This is a genomic window from Lacrimispora struthionigena (assembly GCF_048627165.1).
Taxonomy (GTDB): Bacteria; Bacillota; Clostridia; order Lachnospirales; family Lachnospiraceae; genus Lacrimispora.
Genome location: NZ_JBMBWP010000002.1, coordinates 1,075,187 through 1,095,705, shown reverse-complemented (window position 1 = coordinate 1,095,705; position 20,519 = coordinate 1,075,187). Strand labels below are relative to the sequence as shown.

General features: G+C 40.6%; 28 protein-coding genes and 1 pseudogene. 27 read left to right on the top strand and 2 right to left on the bottom strand.

What is annotated here, in order from left to right:
- The first annotated feature begins 12 nt into the window (after window positions 1–12).
- The 19 genes from ACOAOT_RS14195 to ACOAOT_RS14105 all read left to right on the top strand — a co-directional run bounded on the left by ACOAOT_RS14195 (window position 13) and on the right by ACOAOT_RS14105 (window position 14,663).
- Window positions 13–339 carry a hypothetical protein gene (locus ACOAOT_RS14195; RefSeq protein ID WP_420217591.1) on the top strand — a complete coding sequence of 109 codons (327 nt, stop codon included), beginning with the start codon at window positions 13–15 and terminating at the stop codon, window positions 337–339.
- Window positions 340–726, top strand: coding sequence for a head-tail connector protein (locus ACOAOT_RS14190; protein WP_420217590.1), 387 nt, complete (start codon window positions 340–342; stop codon window positions 724–726).
- A 4-nt stretch (window positions 727–730) separates the two neighbouring features.
- Window positions 731–1,069, top strand: coding sequence for a hypothetical protein (locus tag ACOAOT_RS14185; RefSeq protein WP_420217588.1), 339 nt, complete (start codon window positions 731–733; stop codon window positions 1,067–1,069).
- Window positions 1,069–1,449, top strand: a complete 381-nt coding sequence (locus ACOAOT_RS14180) for a hypothetical protein (RefSeq protein ID WP_420217587.1) — start codon at window positions 1,069–1,071, stop codon at window positions 1,447–1,449. Before ACOAOT_RS14185 ends, ACOAOT_RS14180 begins: the two co-directional genes overlap by 1 nt.
- A complete protein-coding gene (locus tag ACOAOT_RS14175; RefSeq protein WP_420217586.1) occupies window positions 1,449–1,889 on the top strand; it encodes a phage tail terminator protein in 441 nt (146 codons plus the stop codon). The genes ACOAOT_RS14180 and ACOAOT_RS14175 overlap by 1 nt, the downstream gene beginning before the upstream one ends.
- The gene (locus ACOAOT_RS14170) at window positions 1,861–2,298 is read left to right on the top strand and encodes a phage tail tube protein (protein WP_420217585.1); all 438 of its coding nucleotides are present in this window, start codon (window positions 1,861–1,863) and stop codon (window positions 2,296–2,298) included. Before ACOAOT_RS14175 ends, ACOAOT_RS14170 begins: the two co-directional genes overlap by 29 nt.
- A gap of 101 nt (window positions 2,299–2,399) precedes the next feature.
- Window positions 2,400–2,699 (top strand): hypothetical protein, encoded by a 300-nt coding sequence (locus tag ACOAOT_RS14165; RefSeq protein ID WP_420217584.1) that lies wholly within the window; start codon window positions 2,400–2,402, stop codon window positions 2,697–2,699.
- 13 nt (window positions 2,700–2,712) lie between these two features.
- The gene (locus ACOAOT_RS14160) at window positions 2,713–3,030 is read left to right on the top strand and encodes a Gp15 family bacteriophage protein (RefSeq protein WP_420219427.1); all 318 of its coding nucleotides are present in this window, start codon (window positions 2,713–2,715) and stop codon (window positions 3,028–3,030) included.
- A 207-nt stretch (window positions 3,031–3,237) separates the two neighbouring features.
- Entirely contained in the window at window positions 3,238–6,420 is a 3,183-nt protein-coding gene (locus ACOAOT_RS14155) for a phage tail protein (RefSeq protein ID WP_420217583.1), read from the top strand.
- A 15-nt stretch (window positions 6,421–6,435) separates the two neighbouring features.
- Entirely contained in the window at window positions 6,436–6,813 is a 378-nt protein-coding gene (locus ACOAOT_RS14150; RefSeq protein ID WP_420217582.1) for a hypothetical protein, read from the top strand.
- Complete coding sequence (locus ACOAOT_RS14145; RefSeq protein WP_420217581.1) at window positions 6,813–9,059, top strand: hypothetical protein; 2,247 nt, start codon at window positions 6,813–6,815, stop codon at window positions 9,057–9,059. Before ACOAOT_RS14150 ends, ACOAOT_RS14145 begins: the two co-directional genes overlap by 1 nt.
- Window positions 9,037–9,435, top strand: a complete 399-nt coding sequence (locus tag ACOAOT_RS14140) for a hypothetical protein (protein WP_420217580.1) — start codon at window positions 9,037–9,039, stop codon at window positions 9,433–9,435. Before ACOAOT_RS14145 ends, ACOAOT_RS14140 begins: the two co-directional genes overlap by 23 nt.
- Entirely contained in the window at window positions 9,436–9,885 is a 450-nt protein-coding gene (locus ACOAOT_RS14135; protein WP_420217579.1) for a hypothetical protein, read from the top strand.
- Window positions 9,886–9,889: 4 nt separating this feature from the next.
- Entirely contained in the window at window positions 9,890–10,720 is an 831-nt protein-coding gene (locus ACOAOT_RS14130; protein ID WP_420217578.1) for a hypothetical protein, read from the top strand.
- 14 nt (window positions 10,721–10,734) lie between these two features.
- On the top strand, window positions 10,735–11,130 hold the full coding sequence (locus ACOAOT_RS14125) for a hypothetical protein (protein WP_420217577.1): 396 nt from the start codon (window positions 10,735–10,737) through the stop codon (window positions 11,128–11,130).
- 2 nt (window positions 11,131–11,132) lie between these two features.
- Entirely contained in the window at window positions 11,133–11,273 is a 141-nt protein-coding gene (locus tag ACOAOT_RS14120) for an XkdX family protein (RefSeq protein ID WP_420217576.1), read from the top strand.
- 11 nt (window positions 11,274–11,284) lie between these two features.
- Window positions 11,285–11,713 carry a phage holin family protein gene (locus ACOAOT_RS14115; protein WP_420217575.1) on the top strand — a complete coding sequence of 143 codons (429 nt, stop codon included), beginning with the start codon at window positions 11,285–11,287 and terminating at the stop codon, window positions 11,711–11,713.
- An 87-nt stretch (window positions 11,714–11,800) separates the two neighbouring features.
- Window positions 11,801–12,592: a CHAP domain-containing protein gene (locus ACOAOT_RS14110; protein ID WP_420217574.1), complete on the top strand. Its 792-nt coding sequence runs from the start codon at window positions 11,801–11,803 to the stop codon at window positions 12,590–12,592.
- A 247-nt stretch (window positions 12,593–12,839) separates the two neighbouring features.
- On the top strand, window positions 12,840–14,663 hold the full coding sequence (locus ACOAOT_RS14105) for a Kelch repeat-containing protein (RefSeq protein ID WP_420217573.1): 1,824 nt from the start codon (window positions 12,840–12,842) through the stop codon (window positions 14,661–14,663).
- A gap of 57 nt (window positions 14,664–14,720) precedes the next feature.
- On the opposite strand, the gene ACOAOT_RS14100 is transcribed toward ACOAOT_RS14105, so the two are convergent.
- Window positions 14,721–14,936, bottom strand: coding sequence for a hypothetical protein (locus ACOAOT_RS14100; RefSeq protein ID WP_420217572.1), 216 nt, complete (start codon window positions 14,934–14,936; stop codon window positions 14,721–14,723).
- A 147-nt stretch (window positions 14,937–15,083) separates the two neighbouring features.
- Between ACOAOT_RS14100 and ACOAOT_RS14095 the strand changes: the two are divergent.
- The 6 genes and pseudogenes from ACOAOT_RS14095 to ACOAOT_RS14070 form a co-directional block, all read left to right on the top strand.
- Window positions 15,084–15,515, top strand: a pseudogene (locus ACOAOT_RS14095) (manganese catalase family protein); the annotation flags it as partial.
- 172 nt (window positions 15,516–15,687) lie between these two features.
- Complete coding sequence (locus ACOAOT_RS14090) at window positions 15,688–15,939, top strand: TIGR04076 family protein (RefSeq protein WP_420217571.1); 252 nt, start codon at window positions 15,688–15,690, stop codon at window positions 15,937–15,939.
- A gap of 228 nt (window positions 15,940–16,167) precedes the next feature.
- Entirely contained in the window at window positions 16,168–16,653 is a 486-nt protein-coding gene (locus ACOAOT_RS14085; protein ID WP_420217570.1) for a hypothetical protein, read from the top strand.
- Window positions 16,654–17,260: 607 nt separating this feature from the next.
- Entirely contained in the window at window positions 17,261–17,665 is a 405-nt protein-coding gene (locus ACOAOT_RS14080) for a DUF3788 domain-containing protein (RefSeq protein ID WP_420217569.1), read from the top strand.
- A 161-nt stretch (window positions 17,666–17,826) separates the two neighbouring features.
- On the top strand, window positions 17,827–18,036 hold the full coding sequence (locus ACOAOT_RS14075) for a helix-turn-helix transcriptional regulator (RefSeq protein ID WP_104436355.1): 210 nt from the start codon (window positions 17,827–17,829) through the stop codon (window positions 18,034–18,036).
- A complete protein-coding gene (locus ACOAOT_RS14070) occupies window positions 18,029–18,508 on the top strand; it encodes a DUF6773 family protein (protein WP_420217568.1) in 480 nt (159 codons plus the stop codon). The genes ACOAOT_RS14075 and ACOAOT_RS14070 overlap by 8 nt, the downstream gene beginning before the upstream one ends.
- 67 nt (window positions 18,509–18,575) lie before the next feature.
- Here ACOAOT_RS14070 and ACOAOT_RS14065 read toward each other — a convergent pair whose 3' ends face one another.
- Window positions 18,576–19,049 carry an HIT family protein gene (locus ACOAOT_RS14065; RefSeq protein ID WP_420217567.1) on the bottom strand — a complete coding sequence of 158 codons (474 nt, stop codon included), beginning with the start codon at window positions 19,047–19,049 and terminating at the stop codon, window positions 18,576–18,578.
- 329 nt (window positions 19,050–19,378) lie between these two features.
- Here ACOAOT_RS14065 and ACOAOT_RS14060 point away from each other — a divergent pair, with 329 nt between their 5' ends.
- Both ACOAOT_RS14060 and ACOAOT_RS14055 read left to right on the top strand, forming a co-directional pair.
- Entirely contained in the window at window positions 19,379–19,729 is a 351-nt protein-coding gene (locus ACOAOT_RS14060) for a VOC family protein (protein WP_420217566.1), read from the top strand.
- A gap of 240 nt (window positions 19,730–19,969) precedes the next feature.
- Window positions 19,970–20,488 carry a GNAT family N-acetyltransferase gene (locus ACOAOT_RS14055; RefSeq protein WP_420217565.1) on the top strand — a complete coding sequence of 173 codons (519 nt, stop codon included), beginning with the start codon at window positions 19,970–19,972 and terminating at the stop codon, window positions 20,486–20,488.
- Window positions 20,489–20,519: the final 31 nt, after the last annotated feature.

The following is a 20,519-nucleotide window of genomic DNA, read 5'->3' as shown; positions in this document are numbered from 1 at the left end:
AGGGAATGGAGCATGAAAGCAGCAAAAGGAAATAAAGAGTACACCATTGATGAAAGCCAGCAGAAGGCCTATCAGGATGGCGGCTTTGATATCAAGGACGATGACGGGAGCGTAATCGCTTACGGACGAGGAAAGACAGTCTCTTACGGGGATTACATGGCTGTGAAAGAGGAACTGGAAGAACTAAAAGCAAATAGCGTGGAAGAAGCAGATAATCAGGAAGTCATTGACATGTTGAAAGAAATTGCGGCTGAAAAGGGCATTGATCTGGGAAAGGCGGCAACCGTATCTGGAATATTAAAGAAGTTTAAGGATTTCGGGGCAAAAGGTGGTGAGTAAATGCCTTATGTTCCTTATGTGACACCGGAATACTACAAAGAAACATATAAAGGCAGCATGGTTCCTGATGATGATCTGGAAAAAGCACTCCGACAAGCCAGCCGTCATATTGATTCCCTGACCTACAATCGAATTGTTGGTCGGGGATTTTCCAATTTGACCGAGTTTCAGCAGGAAGTCATTCAGGAAGTGATATGCCTGCAGGCTGACTTTGAATATGAAAACGCTGACGAGATCAGCACGATCTTATCCAATTACAGCCTTAATGGAGCATCGGTTTCTTTTGGTAGTTCATGGAATGTATTTACTGACAAAGGCATTGCCATGATGCGTGAAGTATACGCTCTACTATCTCAGACGGACCTGTGTTGCCGGTTAGCGAGGTGAGGCTATGAAATACCCATGTTTAGTGCCGAAAAGGCTCTGTAAGATAGATATCAAAGTCCACTTGGAAAGTGAGGAAACAAACAATTTAGGTGAGCCAAAATACAAGGCTGATCTGGATTTGAAGTGCAACTTTCAGGATCGGGCAAAGACCATTCTCACAGCAGAAAAGAAGCTGATCCAGATAACCGGTACGGCTATGTTCCCTGGTGATATAGCGCCAGACTTCCCAACCTTAAGCGGAGGTACCGTTATTATATTTGGGGAAGAGAGGCGGATTGAGCAGGGAACTAAGAACCGGAATCCGGACGGGACAGTGAATTTTTGCACCTTGGAGGTAATTTGATGCAGGTCAAATCTACAGTGAAAATGAATATGCCACGGATCCGGCAGCTAACGCAGGCCGCCGTAACGGCATTAGAAATGACCGCCGATGCATTACACACGGAGGTTGTTCAGGCGCAGGTTATGCCGTTTAAAATTGGTAATATGCAGAATGAGAGTTTTGCCCCTGATTACGTGGAATCCTCAAAAGGTAAAGTACAGTTGGTAACCAGCACCCCATATGTGAGGCGACTCTATTACCACCCAGAATATAACTTCCAGACTCATGAGAATCCAAATGCAAAAGGACGATGGTACGAAGATTGGTTACCTGGAGGAAGCAAGGCAGATTTTGCGCCAAAGGAATTTAAGAAATTATATAAGAAAGTAGGTGGTGTGTGATGCTATTCTTAAAAGATGTACGTCAGTATATTTCCGATCTAGGCATTGCAGAAGATGATAACGTCTATATGGGAAAGCTGGATAATAAAAGTCAGAAATCCATTGGAGTTTATAGCCGGCCGTCGTCCGGACCTGCAAATATCGCCATTGGCGGACTGGAATGCACCACCTATGATACCAAGCCGGTTTCTCTACTGGTCCATTGGAATAAAAGCAAGGACGAGACAGAGAGAGCGGCTTTTAAGTTGTTTGAGAAACTAAGAAGTGTAACCAGCCTTACCATGGGAGATACCCCGATCAATTATCTGCGTCTGATGGTTCCTGAACCGCAGGACATTGGGACAGATGATAGCGGAGTGTATGAATATGTGATATGGCTGGATTTTATTTATGAAAGGACAGGTGATATTAATGGGAGACGCAAAGGTATACCCAGTTAATAATAATAAATTTAAAGTTGGTTTAAATGGGCTTAAGGATACAATGACCATGATTGCCAACCTGACAAACTTTGCCCCAAGCATTGAAGGTGGCGTGGAAGAGTGGAACGCAATGGAGCATGAAGGTTGGGGAGACGCTATGATGACCAGCAAGAAACTGTCATTCTCTTTCCAGGGCAAGCGTACTTATGGAGATCCTGGTAATGATTATGTTGCCGGTCTTGCATGGAAATCCGGTAATGATGTGGTAGCTCCATTTGAGTGGGATATGCCTTCTGGTTCAAAGGTGGCTTTCGATGCGATCATTAATGTGACCACTCCGGCTGGCGGCGATAGCACGGCGGTTGATGCTCTGGAGTTTGAAGTGAAGTGCAAGGGCAAGCCAAATTTTACCCCGGCGGGGGCGTAGATTCTGCGCCGCCCGCGGATCCAGAAGAACCAGAAGAAAATAAAGAACCAGATGTAGAGCCAGGAGAATAAGCCTGGCTCTTTTTAAAAGGAGATAAGATTATGGCAAAAATGATTGATATTACTGAGAAACTTACATTTGAGGGAAATCCCTCTTTACTGATTAAAGGAAAAAAGCTGGAAGTAAACGCTGATGCGCCCACCATGTTAAAGGTTATGGGACTTATGGGGTCTGATGATCCGGGAGTAAGTGAGATATTAAAGACCTATGACATGATGTTTCCTGAAAAATCGAAAAAGGAAATCGAAAAACTGGGTCTTGGTTTTAACGATTTGATTGTGGTCGTCCAAGAGGCCGTTGGTCTGATTGTAGGAGGAGTAAGCGGCCAGGGAGAGCAGTGACCCGTACTACGATCTGTTTGAGGACTGGGATCTTATCATTTCCAGTTTCCTTTCGCAGTACGGGTTACGTATTCGCACAAAAGAGTTTGAGTCTGTAAGTTGGGATGAATTTAAGTCTCTTCTTTCCGGAATCGATCCGGAAACCCCTCTGGGGCGTATGGTAGCGATCCGATCAGAGACAGACAAGAATGTTATCAAGAACTTTAACAAAGACCAGAAACGCATACATGATGCATGGAGAAACCGAAAAGCAGAAACAATGCCACCGGAAACCTATGATCAGGAAATGAAGGCTCTGGAGCAGATGTTTTCGCAATTGTGCGGGAGGTGATTATAATTGAAAAGACTAAAGTAAAATGTCCCCATTGTGGATACGAGCAAAATATCTTATACGATAAAAAGTACGCATCCTGCAAAGGTGTTTTTATACGGTGCAAAGCAAGGCACTGTAAGAGAGATTTTGAACTGATAATTAACAAAGACAAGTAGTGCCACTGTGCCGATGTCTGTCTGATGCAGATAAAGGTAGGTGGTATAGTTGGCTGACAGTGTAGGGCAGATCGGGCTTGATCTTGTCGTTAATCAAAATAATTTCAATAGGCAGATGGCCGGTATCCAGGGACTGGCCAAAAAGGCAGGAGCGGCACTGGCGGCCGCTTTTGCTGTTAAAAAGATCATTGATTTTGGTAAGAGTGCAATTGAACTGGGGTCAGATCTTACAGAGGTTCAGAACGTTGTTGATGTGACATTTCCTAAGATGTCGAAACAGATTGATGCCTTTGCCAAGAATGCAGCGCTTTCTTTTGGTCTTTCTGAAACAATGGCCAAGAAATTCACGGGTACTTTTGGAGCCATGGCGAAAGCTTTCGGATTCTCAGAAGGCGCTGCTTATGATATGTCAACCACTCTGACCGGTCTGGCCGGAGATGTGGCATCCTTTTACAATTTGTCACAGGACGAGGCTTATACAAAGCTAAAATCCGTATTTACTGGTGAGACAGAGACACTTAAGGACCTGGGTATTGTAATGACTCAGAATGCCCTTGATGCCTACGCTATGGCAAACGGATATGGCAAGGTCACGGCTAAAATGTCCGAGGCTGAAAAGGTAGCCTTGCGATATCAGTTTGTGCAGGATCAGCTGGCACTTGCCACGGGTGACTTTAGCCGAACCAGTGACCAATGGGCCAATCAGGTGCGTATCTTAAGCTTGCAGTTTGATTCCCTGAAAGCCACCATAGGTCAGGGACTTATTAATGTATTAACTCCGGTTATTCAGGTGATCAATACCATAATCGGTAAGCTGATGAGCCTTGCCAATGCGTTTAAATCCTTTACTGAACTGGTTACGGGGAAAAAGAGTGACACAACCGCCAGCGTACAAGCTGTTGCGGATGCGGCAGACAACGCTTCTGGTGCAGTGAGCGGAACCGGTGCAGCTGCCAAGAAAGCGGCCAAGGACATTAAGGGAATGTCCACCGGTATTGATGAATTGAATGTCATAAGTCCGGATACTGGATCCGACAGCTCTGGTGACGCTGGAGGGGCTGGCGGTTATGCTGCGGATGAGTTTGACATGGGTGAAATGGATACTTCCGGAGTTGAGGAAGCCAGTAACAAGTACCAGGTATTAATTGATAGAGCGCGAGAACTGAAAGATCTATTTAAGACCGGTTTTAGTATCGGTTTTGGAGACACATCAGTTATTGACAGCATTCAGAATTCCATACAAGGTATCGGACAGAACCTCAAAGGGATCTTTACGGATCCGGCGGTTTTAGCTTCGGCTGAGGAATTGGGAAACCAGATAGCAGTAAATCTGGGAAAAGCTGCAGGTAGCATGGCTTCTATAGGGGCTACACTTGCAGATAATTTGCTTGGTGGAATTAATAAGTTCTTAGAGCAAAACGGTCAGAGGATTAAAGATTATCTGGTATCCATGTTTGATATCAGCACAGAGATTGCCGACATTGTGGGTAATTTCAGTGTCGCATTTGCAACGATTTTTTCCGCTTTTCGTAGTGACAATGCAAAGCAGATCACAGCGGATGTTATAGGCATTTTTTCAAGTGCCTTTATGGGTGTGACGGAGCTGACCACAAAAATAGGAAGAGATGTTTTGGATGCTTTAACGGCCCCATTTATTCAAAACAGGGATTTTATTAAACAGACTCTTGAAGATACATTTTCTGCAGTAGAGCCTATTTTCTCCGAAATAAAATCAATTGTTGATGAAGCATTTACAAAAATCAATGAAACCTATGATACTCATATCAAGCCAATGCTTGATTCGTTTAAGCAGGGTTTTACAGAAATAGCAACAAAGTTCCTGGAGCTTTACAATACATATTTCCTTCCGATACTCACAAATCTATCCGTACAGTTTCAGGCGTTTCGAGAGGAATATTTATCCCCTCTGATTGATAAATTCATGGAGTTTACGGGTAAAGTGGCAGATTCAATAACTGTGCTCTGGGAAAACGTGTTAAAGCCCTTTATTATTTGGTTCATGGAGGCGGCAGCTCCAATTATCGCAGAATTTGTCCAGAATGTGATAGACGGATTCTTTCGGTTCTTTGAAGGTGTGAGTAAAGTTGTAGGCGATATTTTAACAGCTTTAGGCGGCTTTATGGATTTCATTGTGGGAGTTTTCACAGGTGATTGGGAACTTGCCTGGGAAGGAATCCATACATTCTTTAAAGGCACCTGGGATTCGATGAAGGATGCGTTATGGGTTGTAATTAATGCCATTGCATCTATTATTAAAACCATTATCGATGCAATAAAAGCCGAATGGGAACTTAAGTGGAATCTAATTAAAACGTCTCTATCAAATACCTGGACCTTAATGCAGGACATTGTCACAAGAGTTTCTGAAGCCATAAGAGATAAATTATCAGAGATCTGGGACAGTGTAAAACGTACCATTGAAGAGAAATGGGGTGCCATCAAAGAGTGGTTTGATCAGATCTGGCAGAAAATTAAAGATGTATTTAAGCTTGATGAAATGACACAGATCGGCAAAAACATGATGGATAAATTCTGGGACGGAATGAAGGGAGTATGGAACGATATTACCGACTGGCTTGGTGGAATCGCGCGAGCGGTTGGCGATGCTTTCGACAAAGTTATTGATGGAGCGAAAAACGTATTTAGTAAGGCTAAAGACGACGCAGAAGAGAAAGAGGAGAAAGATTCCTCTGGGCCAGGTAGTACGAAAGGTCATGTAAGCAGTGGTCCCGGAGTAAAAGGTCATGCAACCGGAGGATTCCCGACTTCCGGCAGTTTATTTGTTGCCAATGAAAACGGTAATCCGGAAATGGTTGGTAACTGGGGCGGTAAAGCAGCCGTTGCCAATAACATGCAGATCACAGAAGGTATTACAAGGGCAGTGCAGTATGGCATGAGATCTGCCATTGCTCCGTTAACCTCCAGCATAAGTGCCATGGTTAACAACGCCACCCCGCAGCTATCCCTGATCGGAACCACAGGACGCAGTGCAGAAACAGCAGATCAGGTTCAGAATATGGCAAATCAGGTCATGTCAATGCCAACAGAATCCATGTCCGATCATTATCTGTCCCTTATGGTGGAATTACTGCGCAAGATCATAGAGCTGATCGAAGCAATGGATCTGACTGTAAATATTGATATTCGAGAGATTAGAAGCAAACTTGCCGATCTGGATAAGAGGAGTGGTTTTACAATGAGAACAACGTAAAGGAGGCGGTACTGTATGGCAGTAATAACAATCAATGGTCGGGAGTTTCCGTCTCCCGACATTGGTGGAAATTTAATTGTTGCTACAAATGTAAGTGATGGTAAAAATGCAAAAGGCGAGTTTATTGGCCAGAGAGTGGGAAGGGATCAGCATAAATTTGAGGGATTACAGTGGAAGTTTTTAGATGCTGCCACCTGGTCGGCTATGCTGCAGGAGTTTGATAAGTTTGTGGTCACAGCCAGAATTCCAGATATGGTACATAACCGTATGATGACAATTCGAATGTACCCAGGTAACCGGACGGCCACACCAATAGAGTTTGATAAGGAAGGGCTTCCCACCATGTATCAGGATTGCAAAGTAAATATTATTGATTGCGGGGTGATTGAGTAATGCAGGCAGCGAGCACCCAATATAAGGACCACATGAAGTCAAAAGACCGCCTGCGCAACCAGACCTATATCAGGGTTACCATTGGTCTGATCAACCAGCAAGCCCAGGCCAGCGCTTATGTCCCCAACAAAGAAAACTATACCTATTACAGCAGTTTTAAAATGCCTTTAGATAATTATGAGGTCCAGGAGCTTTATGCCACCTGCGATCAGGACTATACACCTGTAGATGGGAGCATGTGCTTCCTTCCAAGAGCCAGGGCGGATGTGGTATTAAATCAAGGGATTGTGTCAAAGGAACTTATGGGACCGGTGGAAATCCGGTTCCCAGTCCAGCACGATATTAAGGGTCTGACTGTAGAATTTGGGAAAGCCTTTCCGGTGGATTTTATTATAGAATCGGATAATAACTCGGTGGAGATTACTGGGAACGCAGCCGGGTATTTTGTAACAGAGGAGATTTTTGCAGGTGCAACATTCCTGCGCTTTACGCCATCCCGCATGGTAATTGGTCAGAGTCGCTTCCGGATCCATAAGATCACAATGGGAATCGGAATCTACTTTGATAATCAGCGGATCCTGTCTGCTACCAAAAAGGAGCATATCAGTCCGATCATGGAGGAGCTGCCGACCATTGACTTTAATCTGTCCGTGAATAATAAAGACAGAGCATTTGATATTGAGAATGAGGAAAGCTCCGTAAACTTCTTAGAGATTGGCCAGAATATAACTGTTCTATACGGGCAGGAGCTTGAAGACGGATCCGTGGAGTGGCTGCCAGGAGCAAAAGTGCAATTAAAGGAATGGTCTGCCGACGATGAGGAAATGACTTTTTCCGCCTCTGATCGGTTTGACTATATGGACGGAACTTATCATAGAGGTTTGTATCGCCCGGACGGAATCAGTCTGTATGACCTGGCACTTGACGTGCTTTCCGATGCGGGAATTGATAATCGAACTTATTGGATTGATAGTTATTTAAAGTCTGTGAAAGTGGTAAATCCAATGCCGGTTGTTGCGCACAAAGAAGCCCTGCAGTTGATTGCTAATGCTGGCCGGTGTATTCTCTACCAGGACCGGGAGGGGAACATCTTTCTGAAATCCAGCTTTATACCAGCTATGGAAGCCAGTTCAGATAACCAGACTTATTACAGCCGTGCAGGATCCGTTCTAGATAAATCGTCTAAGAAGCCGTATGCAATGACTACACAAAATTATACAAGCGTAACACCTACGCAGTATTTTCTGCCAAGGAAGAAAGAAGGGGCGATCTATATAAATGCCGGATATGTCTCAGAAGCAGTAGCAGGAAGTGATGGATCCTTTGCAGTCAATCCAACTATAGAAATTAACTTGGAAGCCTCATTCAAATGCTTTGGATTGACTTTGGAGTTTGGCAGTAATAATCCTTTGGAAATGGTCTTCCATGCCTATCATGATGGGAAAATGGTAGAAGATTATACCGTAACAAATTTGACTGCAACAACGGTCATTAGTCATGAATTTGAGGAGTTTGACAGGCTGATCTTGGAGTTTACTAAGGGATATTCGAATAACAGGATAGTCTTAAATAATATCACTTTTGGGGACAGAACCGATTATGTTTTTGAGTACGGTCATGAATTGACTAAAACGCCGAAGGGGACACAGCTTGCCAAGGTTAGAGAGTTGCAGGTAATCAGAACGCTTTACACTCAGGCAGGAGAGAAAAAGGAACTGGCGAAAGAAACGATTGTAGTAACGGCTGCAGATAACCGGTATACCTTTTACTTTACCAATCCATCGTATGACTTAACCTGTGCGTTGATAGAGCCAGGTGAGGGACAGACGGCAACTATTATAGATAGCAGTAATTATTTTGCCACAGTGGAACTTACAGGGGTTACGGGAACTGTTGAGGTTTCCGTATTTGGTAGAGAGTATACAACTGCTAAAACTAAAGTAAGCCGGCAGTTAAACCCAACTGGCGGTATGGAAACATGGGAAAATCCTCTGGTGTCTGATGCGGTTCATGCCGCCAATATTGCGGACTGGATCGGTGACTATTTAAAGTCGGATCGACAGTATGATCTTCAGTATCGCGGAGAACCCAGGATTGAAGCGAACGATATCGCATTTCTGGAGAATAAGTATGTACCTGATCTTCACCTGCGAGTATATGAACACATTTTAAAATTCAATGGAGCTTTAAGCGGTACTATAAAGGCAAGGAGGGATATGAGCAATGTGGCAGCCGCCAAAGACTAACTGGAAGGAAAATGACTTTTTTAACATAGAGGACTACAACCGCATAAAAGGAAACATTAACGAGATCCGGTCACAGGCGCTTCTGCTCTGGCCGGATTTCGAGTTTGAGGAAATGGGAACTGATAAAACCTATCAGGACCATGGGTTCTATGCGGATGAGATCAACAGGTTTGAGGCTAATGTGGAACATATCTGTGCAGGGACGTATCCGTTTAAAGTGGGAAACCGTCAGACCTTCTATGATAATCAGCCTTTTATAGACTGGAAGGAATTGAACCGGATTGAGGAAGCCTGCCGGTTGATCTACAGCAATATACAAAGTCGATATCACGGCAGAAAAATATTATCTTTTACATTGAATGGAGGTACTTTTTAAATGGAACTAAAAACAGATTATAAGGATGCTATGTTTGATGGCCAGCGCCGGTACCGCCTGATCCCAAATGAGGACGGAACTTACAGTCTCCCGGATGAAACAACTTACACCCAGAAAGGCGATAAGTTTGGGGCCAATGATATAAACGCCACGAATAAAGCGGTTAATCAAATCAATCATGTGGCAGAGGTTACCTTAACTGCTACGGGCTGGACCGGGAGCGCAGCTCCTTACGCACAAACAATTGCAGTTTTAGGAGCAACAGCAGATATTGAAGCTATGGTGGTGAGTGCCTTGGAAGACGGAGCCGCAGTGGCAGCCCAGAAGTCCTACAGTAAAGCCTTTGGTATTGTGACAAGTGGGACAGCTTCTTTAGGTGAAGGGACAGCTATTTTTAAAGTCTACAAAAAGCCAGTCACAGATATAAAAATTGGACTGAAAGGGGTGTAAATACATGGGAAAGATATGGATGCCTGGAGGTGGCGGGGGAGCAGATTTGGATGTGGTGACTGCGGGAAAGCCTGATGTGCTGGCCGGAAAAGTAATCGTTGATAAAGATGGTGAACCATTGACCGGAACAATGGTAAATCGAGGTGCGGTGAGTCAGGCCTTAGGAGTTAATGGCACATATACCATACCTGAAGGGTATCATAATGGATCAGGAAAGGTTACACAAAACATTCCCATACAAGGTGCAGACGTTTCTGGTACTGATAGAGCATGGGCCACGAATGTTTCATGCTGGGAAGGAGTAGCTTGCCTGGGAGTCAGGAATGCACACTATTTTAATGGTGTGAACTGGATTCAGGGAAATATACCCAATTTCTATGCTGGTAATATTAAAAAAGGAGTCAACATTGGAGGAGTGATTGGTGCATGGGAGGGTTATGTTGCCAACCCCACCGATTGGTATTACCTCGGAGCGAACCCCGCTGGTTTTACCGCTGCTACCAGTAATGGAACAACAGCATTTGAGTCTAATCAAATTAGAATAGCGCGTTATAGTGATGGATACACTGTTACAAATAGCATTGTAGCAAACAGGTCGTATAATCTAACAGGTTATTCTAATCTTGCTATTACTGTAAGTACTAGTGGTGCACGCCAAATAAGTATTAGTTTATCTGTCAGTGGCTTTTCCGGTTCCGTTGGTCCTTTTACTGGAACTACAACAGTATATATTCCGTTGGTTAATGCCAATGTAACAGGCACTCCAACTATATCAGTAAGTCATGCTGGTGCAGGATCGGTTACAACTTATATAACCAGAATCTGGTTATTGTGAAAGGGAAGGTTGATATGAAGATATATGTAAATGAGAATTATGAAATTATTGCCTTAGATACAGTACAGGAAGATTATGGGCATGTTTTTGTGACAGAGCAAACAAGATCTGAGATGTTCGGTAATTTGTGTGATGCAGTTATAAAAGGCTATAAATACGAACCTCAGTATGAATTAATTTTCAACGAAGATGGGAGTAATGCCAGAGACGAAAAAACAGGAGATCTGCTTTACAGATTTGATGAGAATGGAGACAAGATTTTTAACGGCTATGTCTGTTATCCCTTTGTAGATCATAAAACTCTTATGTTGATACAGAAACAGTATGAAGATTCACAAAAGCAGGTTCAGGTATTAAGTGCCCAGGTAGGTTACATACAGATGATGTCCGGCATAGCGGAAGAGGTGTGATTATGAGTAAAAACTATGAAAAGGTAAAATTGTTTTATGTTGCAGGTTTATGGACTTTAGGTATGACACGTAATGCCGTAGACCGGTGGATCACGGCAGCTGAGTACCAAGAGATCACCGGAAAAGAATATGAGAAAGAGTGAGGAAAATGAAAATGGATAGGATTACAGAACTGCTTGCCCTGGCATGGGGAAGCCCGATTATTAAACTGGTTATTTTAGCAGTAGTGATGGATACCTGTTTCGGCTGCATCAGGGCAATTAAGGAGCATGAATTTAACAGCTGTTTCGGTATTGATGGAGCGATCCGCAAAATCTCCATGGTGGCGTCCCTGGCGTTTCTACTGATACTTGATCGGATCGTACACTTAAACCTAATCGGCTTCATTCCGGAAGCGATCCGGTCATATCTGCCGGTTAATGGCATTGGAGTGGCGGAGTTCTTCGGACTTCTGTACATAGCCTATGAGCTGGTGAGTATTCTTAAAAACATGACTCTGTGCGGTCTGCCGGTGAAGCGGTTATGGGAGACAGTGAAGAAATTCCTTACACAGTATACGGACGAGCTGCCGGATAACACTTAAGCTGTTGCGACCGTCGCAACAGTTGTAATGTCACAACTTTATGGACCTGGGATAATCCTGGGTCCTTTTCGATTGGAGGAAATTATAATGAGTAATGCAGTGAATGATTTAATTAACAAGGCAAAAACCTGGACCGGATATCTGGAAAAGAAAAGCAACGCCAATCTGGATGACTTTACAGCCAATGCAGGAAATAACAATTTTACCTGCTTTGCCAGGGATTACAAGGTACATACCGGTTATAACCTGCAGGGGCAAGCCTGGTGCGCTATGTACGTATCGGAGGTATTTGTCCAGATGTTTGGCTTGGAAGTCGCCAAAAAGCTCCTGGCCGGTAAGTTGTACCATTACTGTCCTACAGGTGTAAATCAGTTTAAAGCGGCTGGCAGATGGCACACAAAGCCGGAGCCGGGAGACGTGATCTTCTTCACAAACGGCACCAGGGCGTATCATACCGGTATTGTCACAGAAGTTACGAGCACCAAGGTTAAGACTATAGAGGGAAACACTTCCGGGGCAAGTGGCGTGATCGAAAATGGCGGGGGAGTTTGCCAGAAGTCATATAGCTTATCTTATGAGAGGATTATGGGATATGGTCGACCAGATTGGAGCATTGTAACGCAGCCGGAATATACTCCGGGCTGGAACCATGATGAAAATGGCTGGTGGTATGCAGACACGAAAACCACTTACCATAAATCCTGCTGGCAGGTTATCAATGGGCATAAGTACCGGTTTAATTCAGATGGTTATGCTCTTACCGGTTGGCAGGAGATAGAAGGTAAATGGTATTACTTTGAGCCCAGAGCCGGGCATGATCTGGAGTGCGCACTATACGTATCCGACCAGGATGGAGCGCAGCACATTGGAGAGTTTTGAGATTAGTGAAATAGTACTAAATTTGTTTGGCAAGGTTACCAATTGCCCAGATCGATGCAAGATGATAATATAAATGCATTCTAAAACATAAATCAAATGCCGAAATCCCAGAATACTATAATCGATTATAATAAAAATTTATATGTCATTTGTTACACTCAGATGGCTTTGTTTTGTGCGCTTTATTTATTGGTTTAGAATGTTTATAACAACAATAATTACAAAAGATAAATTTGGAGGTACATGTATGAGTAAAAGAGCATTGAAAAGATTGGCAACGTACATTTGTTTTATGCTTTGTGTATTATTTTTAGGGCAGGTTACTGTATTTGCTGATGAAGTTAATCCGGAAACTGATAATGTTAAAATGGGATGGACTACCTTAGCTCCTATGTCAAAATCTAGGGATTGTTTCCAAACAGAAGTAATTGATGGAAAATTATATGCAATTGGAGGAGGAGGAGGTGCTTCGACAGCAGAGGTATATGATCCAACAACTAATAGTTGGACGACATTAGCACCTATGTCTGATACTAGGTATCGTTTTCAAACAGAGGTAATTGACGGTAAGATATATGCAATTGGTGGAAATAATGGCAAGGGGAATTTATCTTCAGCAGAGGTATATAATCCAGCAACTAATAGTTGGACGACATTAGCTAATATGTCTGAAGCCAGAATTGATTTTCAAACTAAAGTAATTGACGGAAAGATATATGCAATTGGTGGATATAATGATATTAGAGCTCTATCGACAGCAGAGGTATATGATCCAACAACTAATAAATGGACAACATTAGCACCTATGTCTGAAGCCCGAAAAGTTTTTCAAACAGAGGTAATTGACGGAAAGATATATGCAATGGGTGGAGGTAATGGTAATGGCAGTATTTCAGCAGAGGTATATGATCCAACAACTAATAAATGGACAAGATTAGCTAATATGTCTGAATACAGAGCTTATTTTCAAACAGAAGTAATTAATGGAAAGATATATGCAATTGGCGGAAATAAAATCAATTATTGTATATCTTCAGCAGAGGTATATGATCCAACAACTAATAGTTGGACAACATTAGCACCTATGTCTGCAGGACGGGGTTATTTGCAATCAGAAGTAATTGATGGAAAATTATATGCAATTGGTGGATTTTTAGGTGGTAAATGGTTAAAAACAACAGAGGTATACGATCCAACTACTAATACATGGACGACGTCAGCACCTATGTCTGATGACCATAGCTATTTCCAATCAGAAGTAATTGATGGGAAAATATATGCTATAGGGGGTAATAATTCAACCTTGGAAGTTTATGCAATAAATAACAATTTAGAAAATCAACTATCAGCCACCGGCGGAAACTCCAAAGTAGACCTAACTTGGGGCGCAATAGACAAAGCTACAAGCTATACTGTTAAGCGCTCCACAACTGCAGGAGGACCTTATACATCTGTTGCAACCGATTTAACTGAAACTTCCTATACAGATACTAATGTAACAAATGGAATTATGTATTATTATGTTGTAATCGCCACTAATAATGGTACCGAAATAGGCAATTCAAACGAAGCATCGGCACAGCCTACTGAGTCTCAAACACCTCCAACAACCGAAGCTAAATTAAAAGTAGTTTTAGAGGTTGCCGAATCACTCCGATTAAGTGTAGATGATGATTTAAATGTTAATACACAAATGGCTTGGACTTCTTCAGATCCTACGGTTGCTACAGTAAATGAAAAAGGAATCGTGACAGCTCTGGCTCCTGGTAATACAGTTATAACAGTTAAGAGTGCGGACGGATCCTATACGGACTACATAAATGTATTAGTAGTAGAGAATGCAGACGATTACAGGCTTGCAATTGATTTAAGAGTTGGAGAGACAGCTCGACTAACAGCAGATGATTTTACTAACACAGCAAATGTGACATGGGCACCTATGGATTCATCAATAGCCAATGTAACTACAAAAGGAAAAGTCACAGCACTGAGCAAAGGATTGGTTTTAATTAGTGCAAAAGATGCAGACGGAAATATTATTGGCCGTGTATATGTAAGAGTAAGAGAATAGTTTGATTAAAGGCGGGTATCCGGTATTCCGGACCCCGCCTTTTGCATTCGATATCCTCTATTTTCTAGATTTAGCTTCAGCTTCAGTCAATACATCTACATACGCATTTTTAAGTTCTTCCTCTGCGGAGCAATCCTGCATATAATACCAATCTGTAACTTTTTTTGTAATTTCTTCATCGCTTCCTTCTGCTTTAAAAGGATATACTGCGATTAATTTATCTGTTTCTTTGTTCCTTAATCCAATTGCTGATGCGTTTTCGAATTTTCCCATTGTAATTTTCCTTTCCTATAGCAATTCTGTAATAAAACTGTTTTTTATTAGATTAAATTATTATAAATCACAAGGTTTTGTATGTCAAAGGTATTATCTGTATGCATAAAACGTGGCTGATACGAAGTATTCTATCACAGATACCCACTAAGTCCAGACGAACTGGCCCATCTTGAAATTGTAGCAACCATTGTTCATCAGCTCACCAGAAACCTAACCCCGGAGCAGGTAGTAGAATCCGGATTTGGTCCATATTATATTGACCATACCACTGGAATCTGGCCTCAGGCAGCGGGCGGAGTTCCATTTAATGCATGTGAATTCCAGTCCAAAGGAGACCCAATCACTGACTTGGTAGAAGATATGGCAGCAGAACAAAAAGCAAGGAGTACTTACGACAACATTTTGCGTGTTATTACTGATCCTGATATATGTGATCCAATCCGGTTTTTAAGGGAACGTGAAATTGTCCATTTCCAGAGATTTGGTGAGGCACTTAGAATCACCCAGGATAATCTGGACAGCAAAAACTTTTATGCATTTAATCCCAGCTTTGATGTTAAAACAAAATGTAAATAGGGGTAATGATTACCCAGACATAATGAAAGAGAGTGCCGATTCAATTTTCGTGGGTCGGCGCTTTCTTTCTATAATTCTATAAATCGGTAGCAGCCATTGAAAAATTAATATTGATAGTTAGTAGGCTTTTAGTTATTATGAAATTATTAAAAGTAAAGTCAGGAGAGAAGACATGCTTAAAATTAAAATAACAATAATGGAAAGTAAATGTCGTGGCGGATATCATAAAGCAGGTGAAAGTTTTTATGTTAAAGATCTGTGCCCACCAATATGCCATGAGCTATGGAATAGTGCATATCCTATGATATATGCACTACAAAATGGCGCTGTATTAGATTATGGTGAAGGTAAAGACACTCAGTTTGATATTAAATGTCCAGATGGAGGACGGGTAATACTACATGGAGAATTGGTTGAAAATTAATATAGTAAAAATATTTTAAATTATCAACTAACAGTATTGAGCTGGTAGTTTTTTTGTTGTTATAATGAGAAGAGTTAACAGATTAAAGTCATTATTACGTTATCCATGTATGGAAATATTTAATATTTAATAGTAACCAGAAGAGGGACTTTTCTTTTATCAATTCTTGTGGTATGCTGGAAAAATATGGGATTTAATAACAATAAAAACTACATGGAGGGGCATTGTATGAAACAAATAAGAAGAATATTCTATATGACAGCAATACTATCAGCTAGTATTACCATAACATCATTTGCAAATCGTTATAATCCAGAAACTCAAATTGGACCGTTGACAGAAGAAGACATACAAAATATGGATGCAGATTTGGCAGAACGGAATTATTTATCTAATCAGCCATCTATAGAATATGATGAGAATACGGATTCTTACTATGAAGATATTTATGTAAAAGCAAAGCCAGGAAGCTGGAAGAGTAATGATAGTGGAAAATGGTATGAGTTGGAAAATGGGAATTATTATAAAAATGGTTGGGTCAGAATTGACGGAAAGCGTTATTATTTTGATGAAAACGGATATATGAAAACAGGTTGGATTCAAGTACGAAGCAACTGGTACTATACTGATGATACAGGAGTTATGGTGACGGGAGAACGCCGGATAGATGGAGTGACTTATAATTTTAATGCATATGGAATTATGAAAAAATAAAAGATAACATTAGTTGCATTTGGCCTACACTGGCTATAATAAGCGCCGATTCACGTTGTGTGAGTTGGCGCTTTCATTGATTCCTTTTTGAGTTACTTAGAGTATAAAATCATTCTTTCATGTCCTTAGAATTTGTGACCGAAATCGCCTTTCCTGTATCAGCATTAAAAAATTTTACATGGACATTGTCAAACGCACAGAAGCGTTAGTTCAGAAATAAACTGCCCAGACGAAAGGAAGGAGCCGGTAAGATCAAAGGATCCTGCCGGCTTATATAAATGTAAAGGATATTACCTGTAACAATTGTTACTATACTCTTTTGTTATGTAGAAAAGTTGTAGAGTATGTGAAGATTTTGTGAGAGAAGAGTTAACAGGAAATCATTGATGATTTATAAATACAATGGTATTCTGTTTGTAAAATGCTACTTTATCAATCAGGGGTCTTATATTACCCCAACCCATAAAAAGTTATTTCATTGCTTATTTTAATAGTACACATTATATATGTTATTGTTGATATAGTTAAATATGGTAATATCTAAAGTCTAATGATTATCATGTAATATTAGCTGGAATAGAAGCTGAAAGTGAATGGAGGTAAATCTATGTATGAGAGATTGCTTGACAAGTCAATTCGCCCTAACATATCTAATATGATTGAATGGTGTGGAGCGAGTGGAATACTATTTATTGAATTAGAGCAGTTCATGAAAGAGGTGAAACATGCTCAAAGTGAGATACGTTTTCCTTATGGAAATAGCTATGGCTGGTGCGTTACCTACCGTAGAAATAAAAAGCTGCTTTGTGATATTTTTCCCGAATGTGGAGCTTTTAATGTTATGCTGAGGTTATCCGATGATTCATTCCAAAAGGCATATCCTTCCCTTACACAGTATACACAGGAGCAAATAGATGCCAAATATCCTTGTGGCAGCGGCGGATGGATTCATTACCGAATTACAAACAAAGAGCATTTAGATGATATTATGAAATTGTTGGAATTAAAATAAAAACATTTTACGAGCTTATAGTTGATTAATGTTTTTTCAAAAGCAATCAGATCAATTGACTATTAGACTGATCTGTTATGTCTAAAATAGAATATTATATGTCGTATATACTTGACATTAAGTACATCATATAGTAATATAGTCATGTGGAGGTGATTGCAGTGGGTCGAAATATACCAATAAAAGTTGCCCGTGCCCAACTGGATCTGACTCAAAAAGAGCTGGCTGAGAAAGTGGGAATTTCACGGCAGACCATGAATGCCATAGAGCAAGGTGAATACAACCCAACGATAAAATTATGCCGGGCTATTTGCCGGGTATTAGGAAAAAGTCTTGATGATTTATTTTGGGAGGATGATAATAATGAATAGAAAAAAGAATAATCTGGATGAAATGCAGGAGCAAAAGTTATTAAAGATCGAACACTACGGATTCTGGATTGTGTATTGGGGACTGTTAGCTGCAATTCTGCTACAGGTAACCTTGTCTACAGATTCCGAAAACTTATTCCGTAATATTGCTGGTGAATGGGTGGTATTTATGCTTGTTTCCATATACCTGCTTATAGCATGCATGATTAATGGCATATGGGACAGGAGACTGAAACCGAATTTTAAAACAAACGTCATACTCAGTCTGATTTCAGGAGTATTGTGTGGAATTCTTTTCTCTGCAACATCTTATTATAAATATGGTAAATTAGCAGGTGCAGTTGCCACAGGGGGATTTATATTTGCACAGGTATTTATATTAACCCTTGGTGCATTAATGCTTTCTGTATTTATTTATAAAAAAAGGGTACAAAAACTTGAAGCAGAGAGTGAATCAGATTCGAATAAATAATGATGAAGTGAAGCGCAATATAATTAAAGCAGGACGTTGGTTTGTTTTTTGTGAATCAACGTCCTAATTAATTATGCTTCATCTTGGCAAAATAATCCTTCAACTTTATTGCATATTCTAAACGCTCTTCTGGCTTGGTGTTTTCTCTTTCTGAATTATACAGATGATCATTTTTATATCTTGGAAATATATGAAGATGATAATGCCAAACATCTTGATTACCACATGGTTCATTATGCTGTCTGGAAGATACTCCGTCACATCTGTAAGTTTCCTTTAAGGCTATTGCGATATCTTTTTCTAAATCATGAATTCGGTAAGATATTTCAGATGGTAAATCGTATAAGTTCTCAATATGTTTATTAGGAATTATGATAACGTGACCCTTATTATTTTTCCACCAGCAAGATGATATAAATGCAGTAACATAATCATCTTGAAATATAATATCGTTCTGCTTTGTACTTATATTTTCATTTTCAATTCCCTTAGCAATTAGGCAAAAAGGGCATACATAGCCTGTAGGTGCATGATTGTACATATCTTTTCCCCCTAAACTGATATAAATATTAATAATTACTATATAAGTATATATAATTACTATGAAAATATCAATTATTATCTTTTAATCTGAAAAAATATGAGATAAAATTATACTTAAAGTTACGTCCTTAGAGTTGGAGGAAGCCGACAAGATGGGGGGATCCTGTCGGCTGTATGAAAAAAAGTTTTATTTAAAAGGTTATTGACCTCTTTACAATTATTAATATAGCGAAAAAATGTGACGGGAAATTGATAGATTTGTGAAGAGATTGTGAAAAGTTACATCAGAGTGGCAGAATATATAATAAGAAAATGAGGTGAGAATCAGTGAAGGTGGGAGAAGTATGTTTGTTCACAAAAGATGTTGTTCGATTAGCTAATTTCTATAAGTCCATATTTGATATTGATAATGGAAGTGATGATAATATTCATCAGTTTATCATCTCCGAGGAAACATCCTTGAGTGTTTATAATGATGGAGTGGAGCGTGAGATGAATGCTCAAAATATTTGTTTAGCGTTTACAGTAGATGATGTGGATTTTCAGTATGAAAGATTAACAACCCTTGGTGTCAAGATCCTGGAACCTCCAACAATAAGACCGTGGGGAGCAAAAAACATGAGCTTTCTGGATCCTGATAATAACTTAATTGTATTTAGAAGTTTTCTTATAAAATAGTATGGAAATGTTAGTAATCCACCCTGCTTACCCCCCAAAAAGGGAGGAGCCGACAAGATGGGGGATCCTGTCGGCTGTATGAAAAAAAGTCTTATTTAAAAAGTTATTGGCCTCTTTACATTTACTAATATACTGTGAAAGTGTGACAGGAATTTGAAGGATTTGTGAAGAGTTTGTGAAACTGGCTGAGCTGAAGGGTTGATTTAAGGAAACAGACTACCAAAGAAAGGAGGATTTAACATGCGTGAATATTTTATCAAAACAAAAAGAATTGGATTTTCCAATTGGAATAATGCTGATTTAAATCTTGCATCCCAGCTATGGGGAGAAGAGGAAGTCACCCGGTTTATCTGTTCCACAGGTAAGTTTACAAAGGAAGAGATTGCAAACCGCCTGAATACGGAAATTCGTAATGATGAATTGTACCATATACAATACTGGCCGATTTTTGAACTGTCGACAGAAGAACTCATTGGATGCTGCGGGCTCCGCCCTTATAAAAGCGAAAAGCATTCTTACGAGCTAGGTTTTCATTTACGGAAAAAATACTGGGGACAGGGGTATGCCTTAGAGGCAGCGAAAGCCGCTATCGATTATAGTTTTCACATATTAAATGCTAATAAACTATATGCAGGCCATCATCCTGAAAACAAGGCATCAGAAAAGTTGCTGAAGAAATTGGGCTTTCAATCCATTGGCAAAGAATTTTATATACCGACAGGGTTGTCTCACCCGTTATATGAGATGGTGAACCGTTAATATTACGGGAAAGAAATCACAACCCATATAC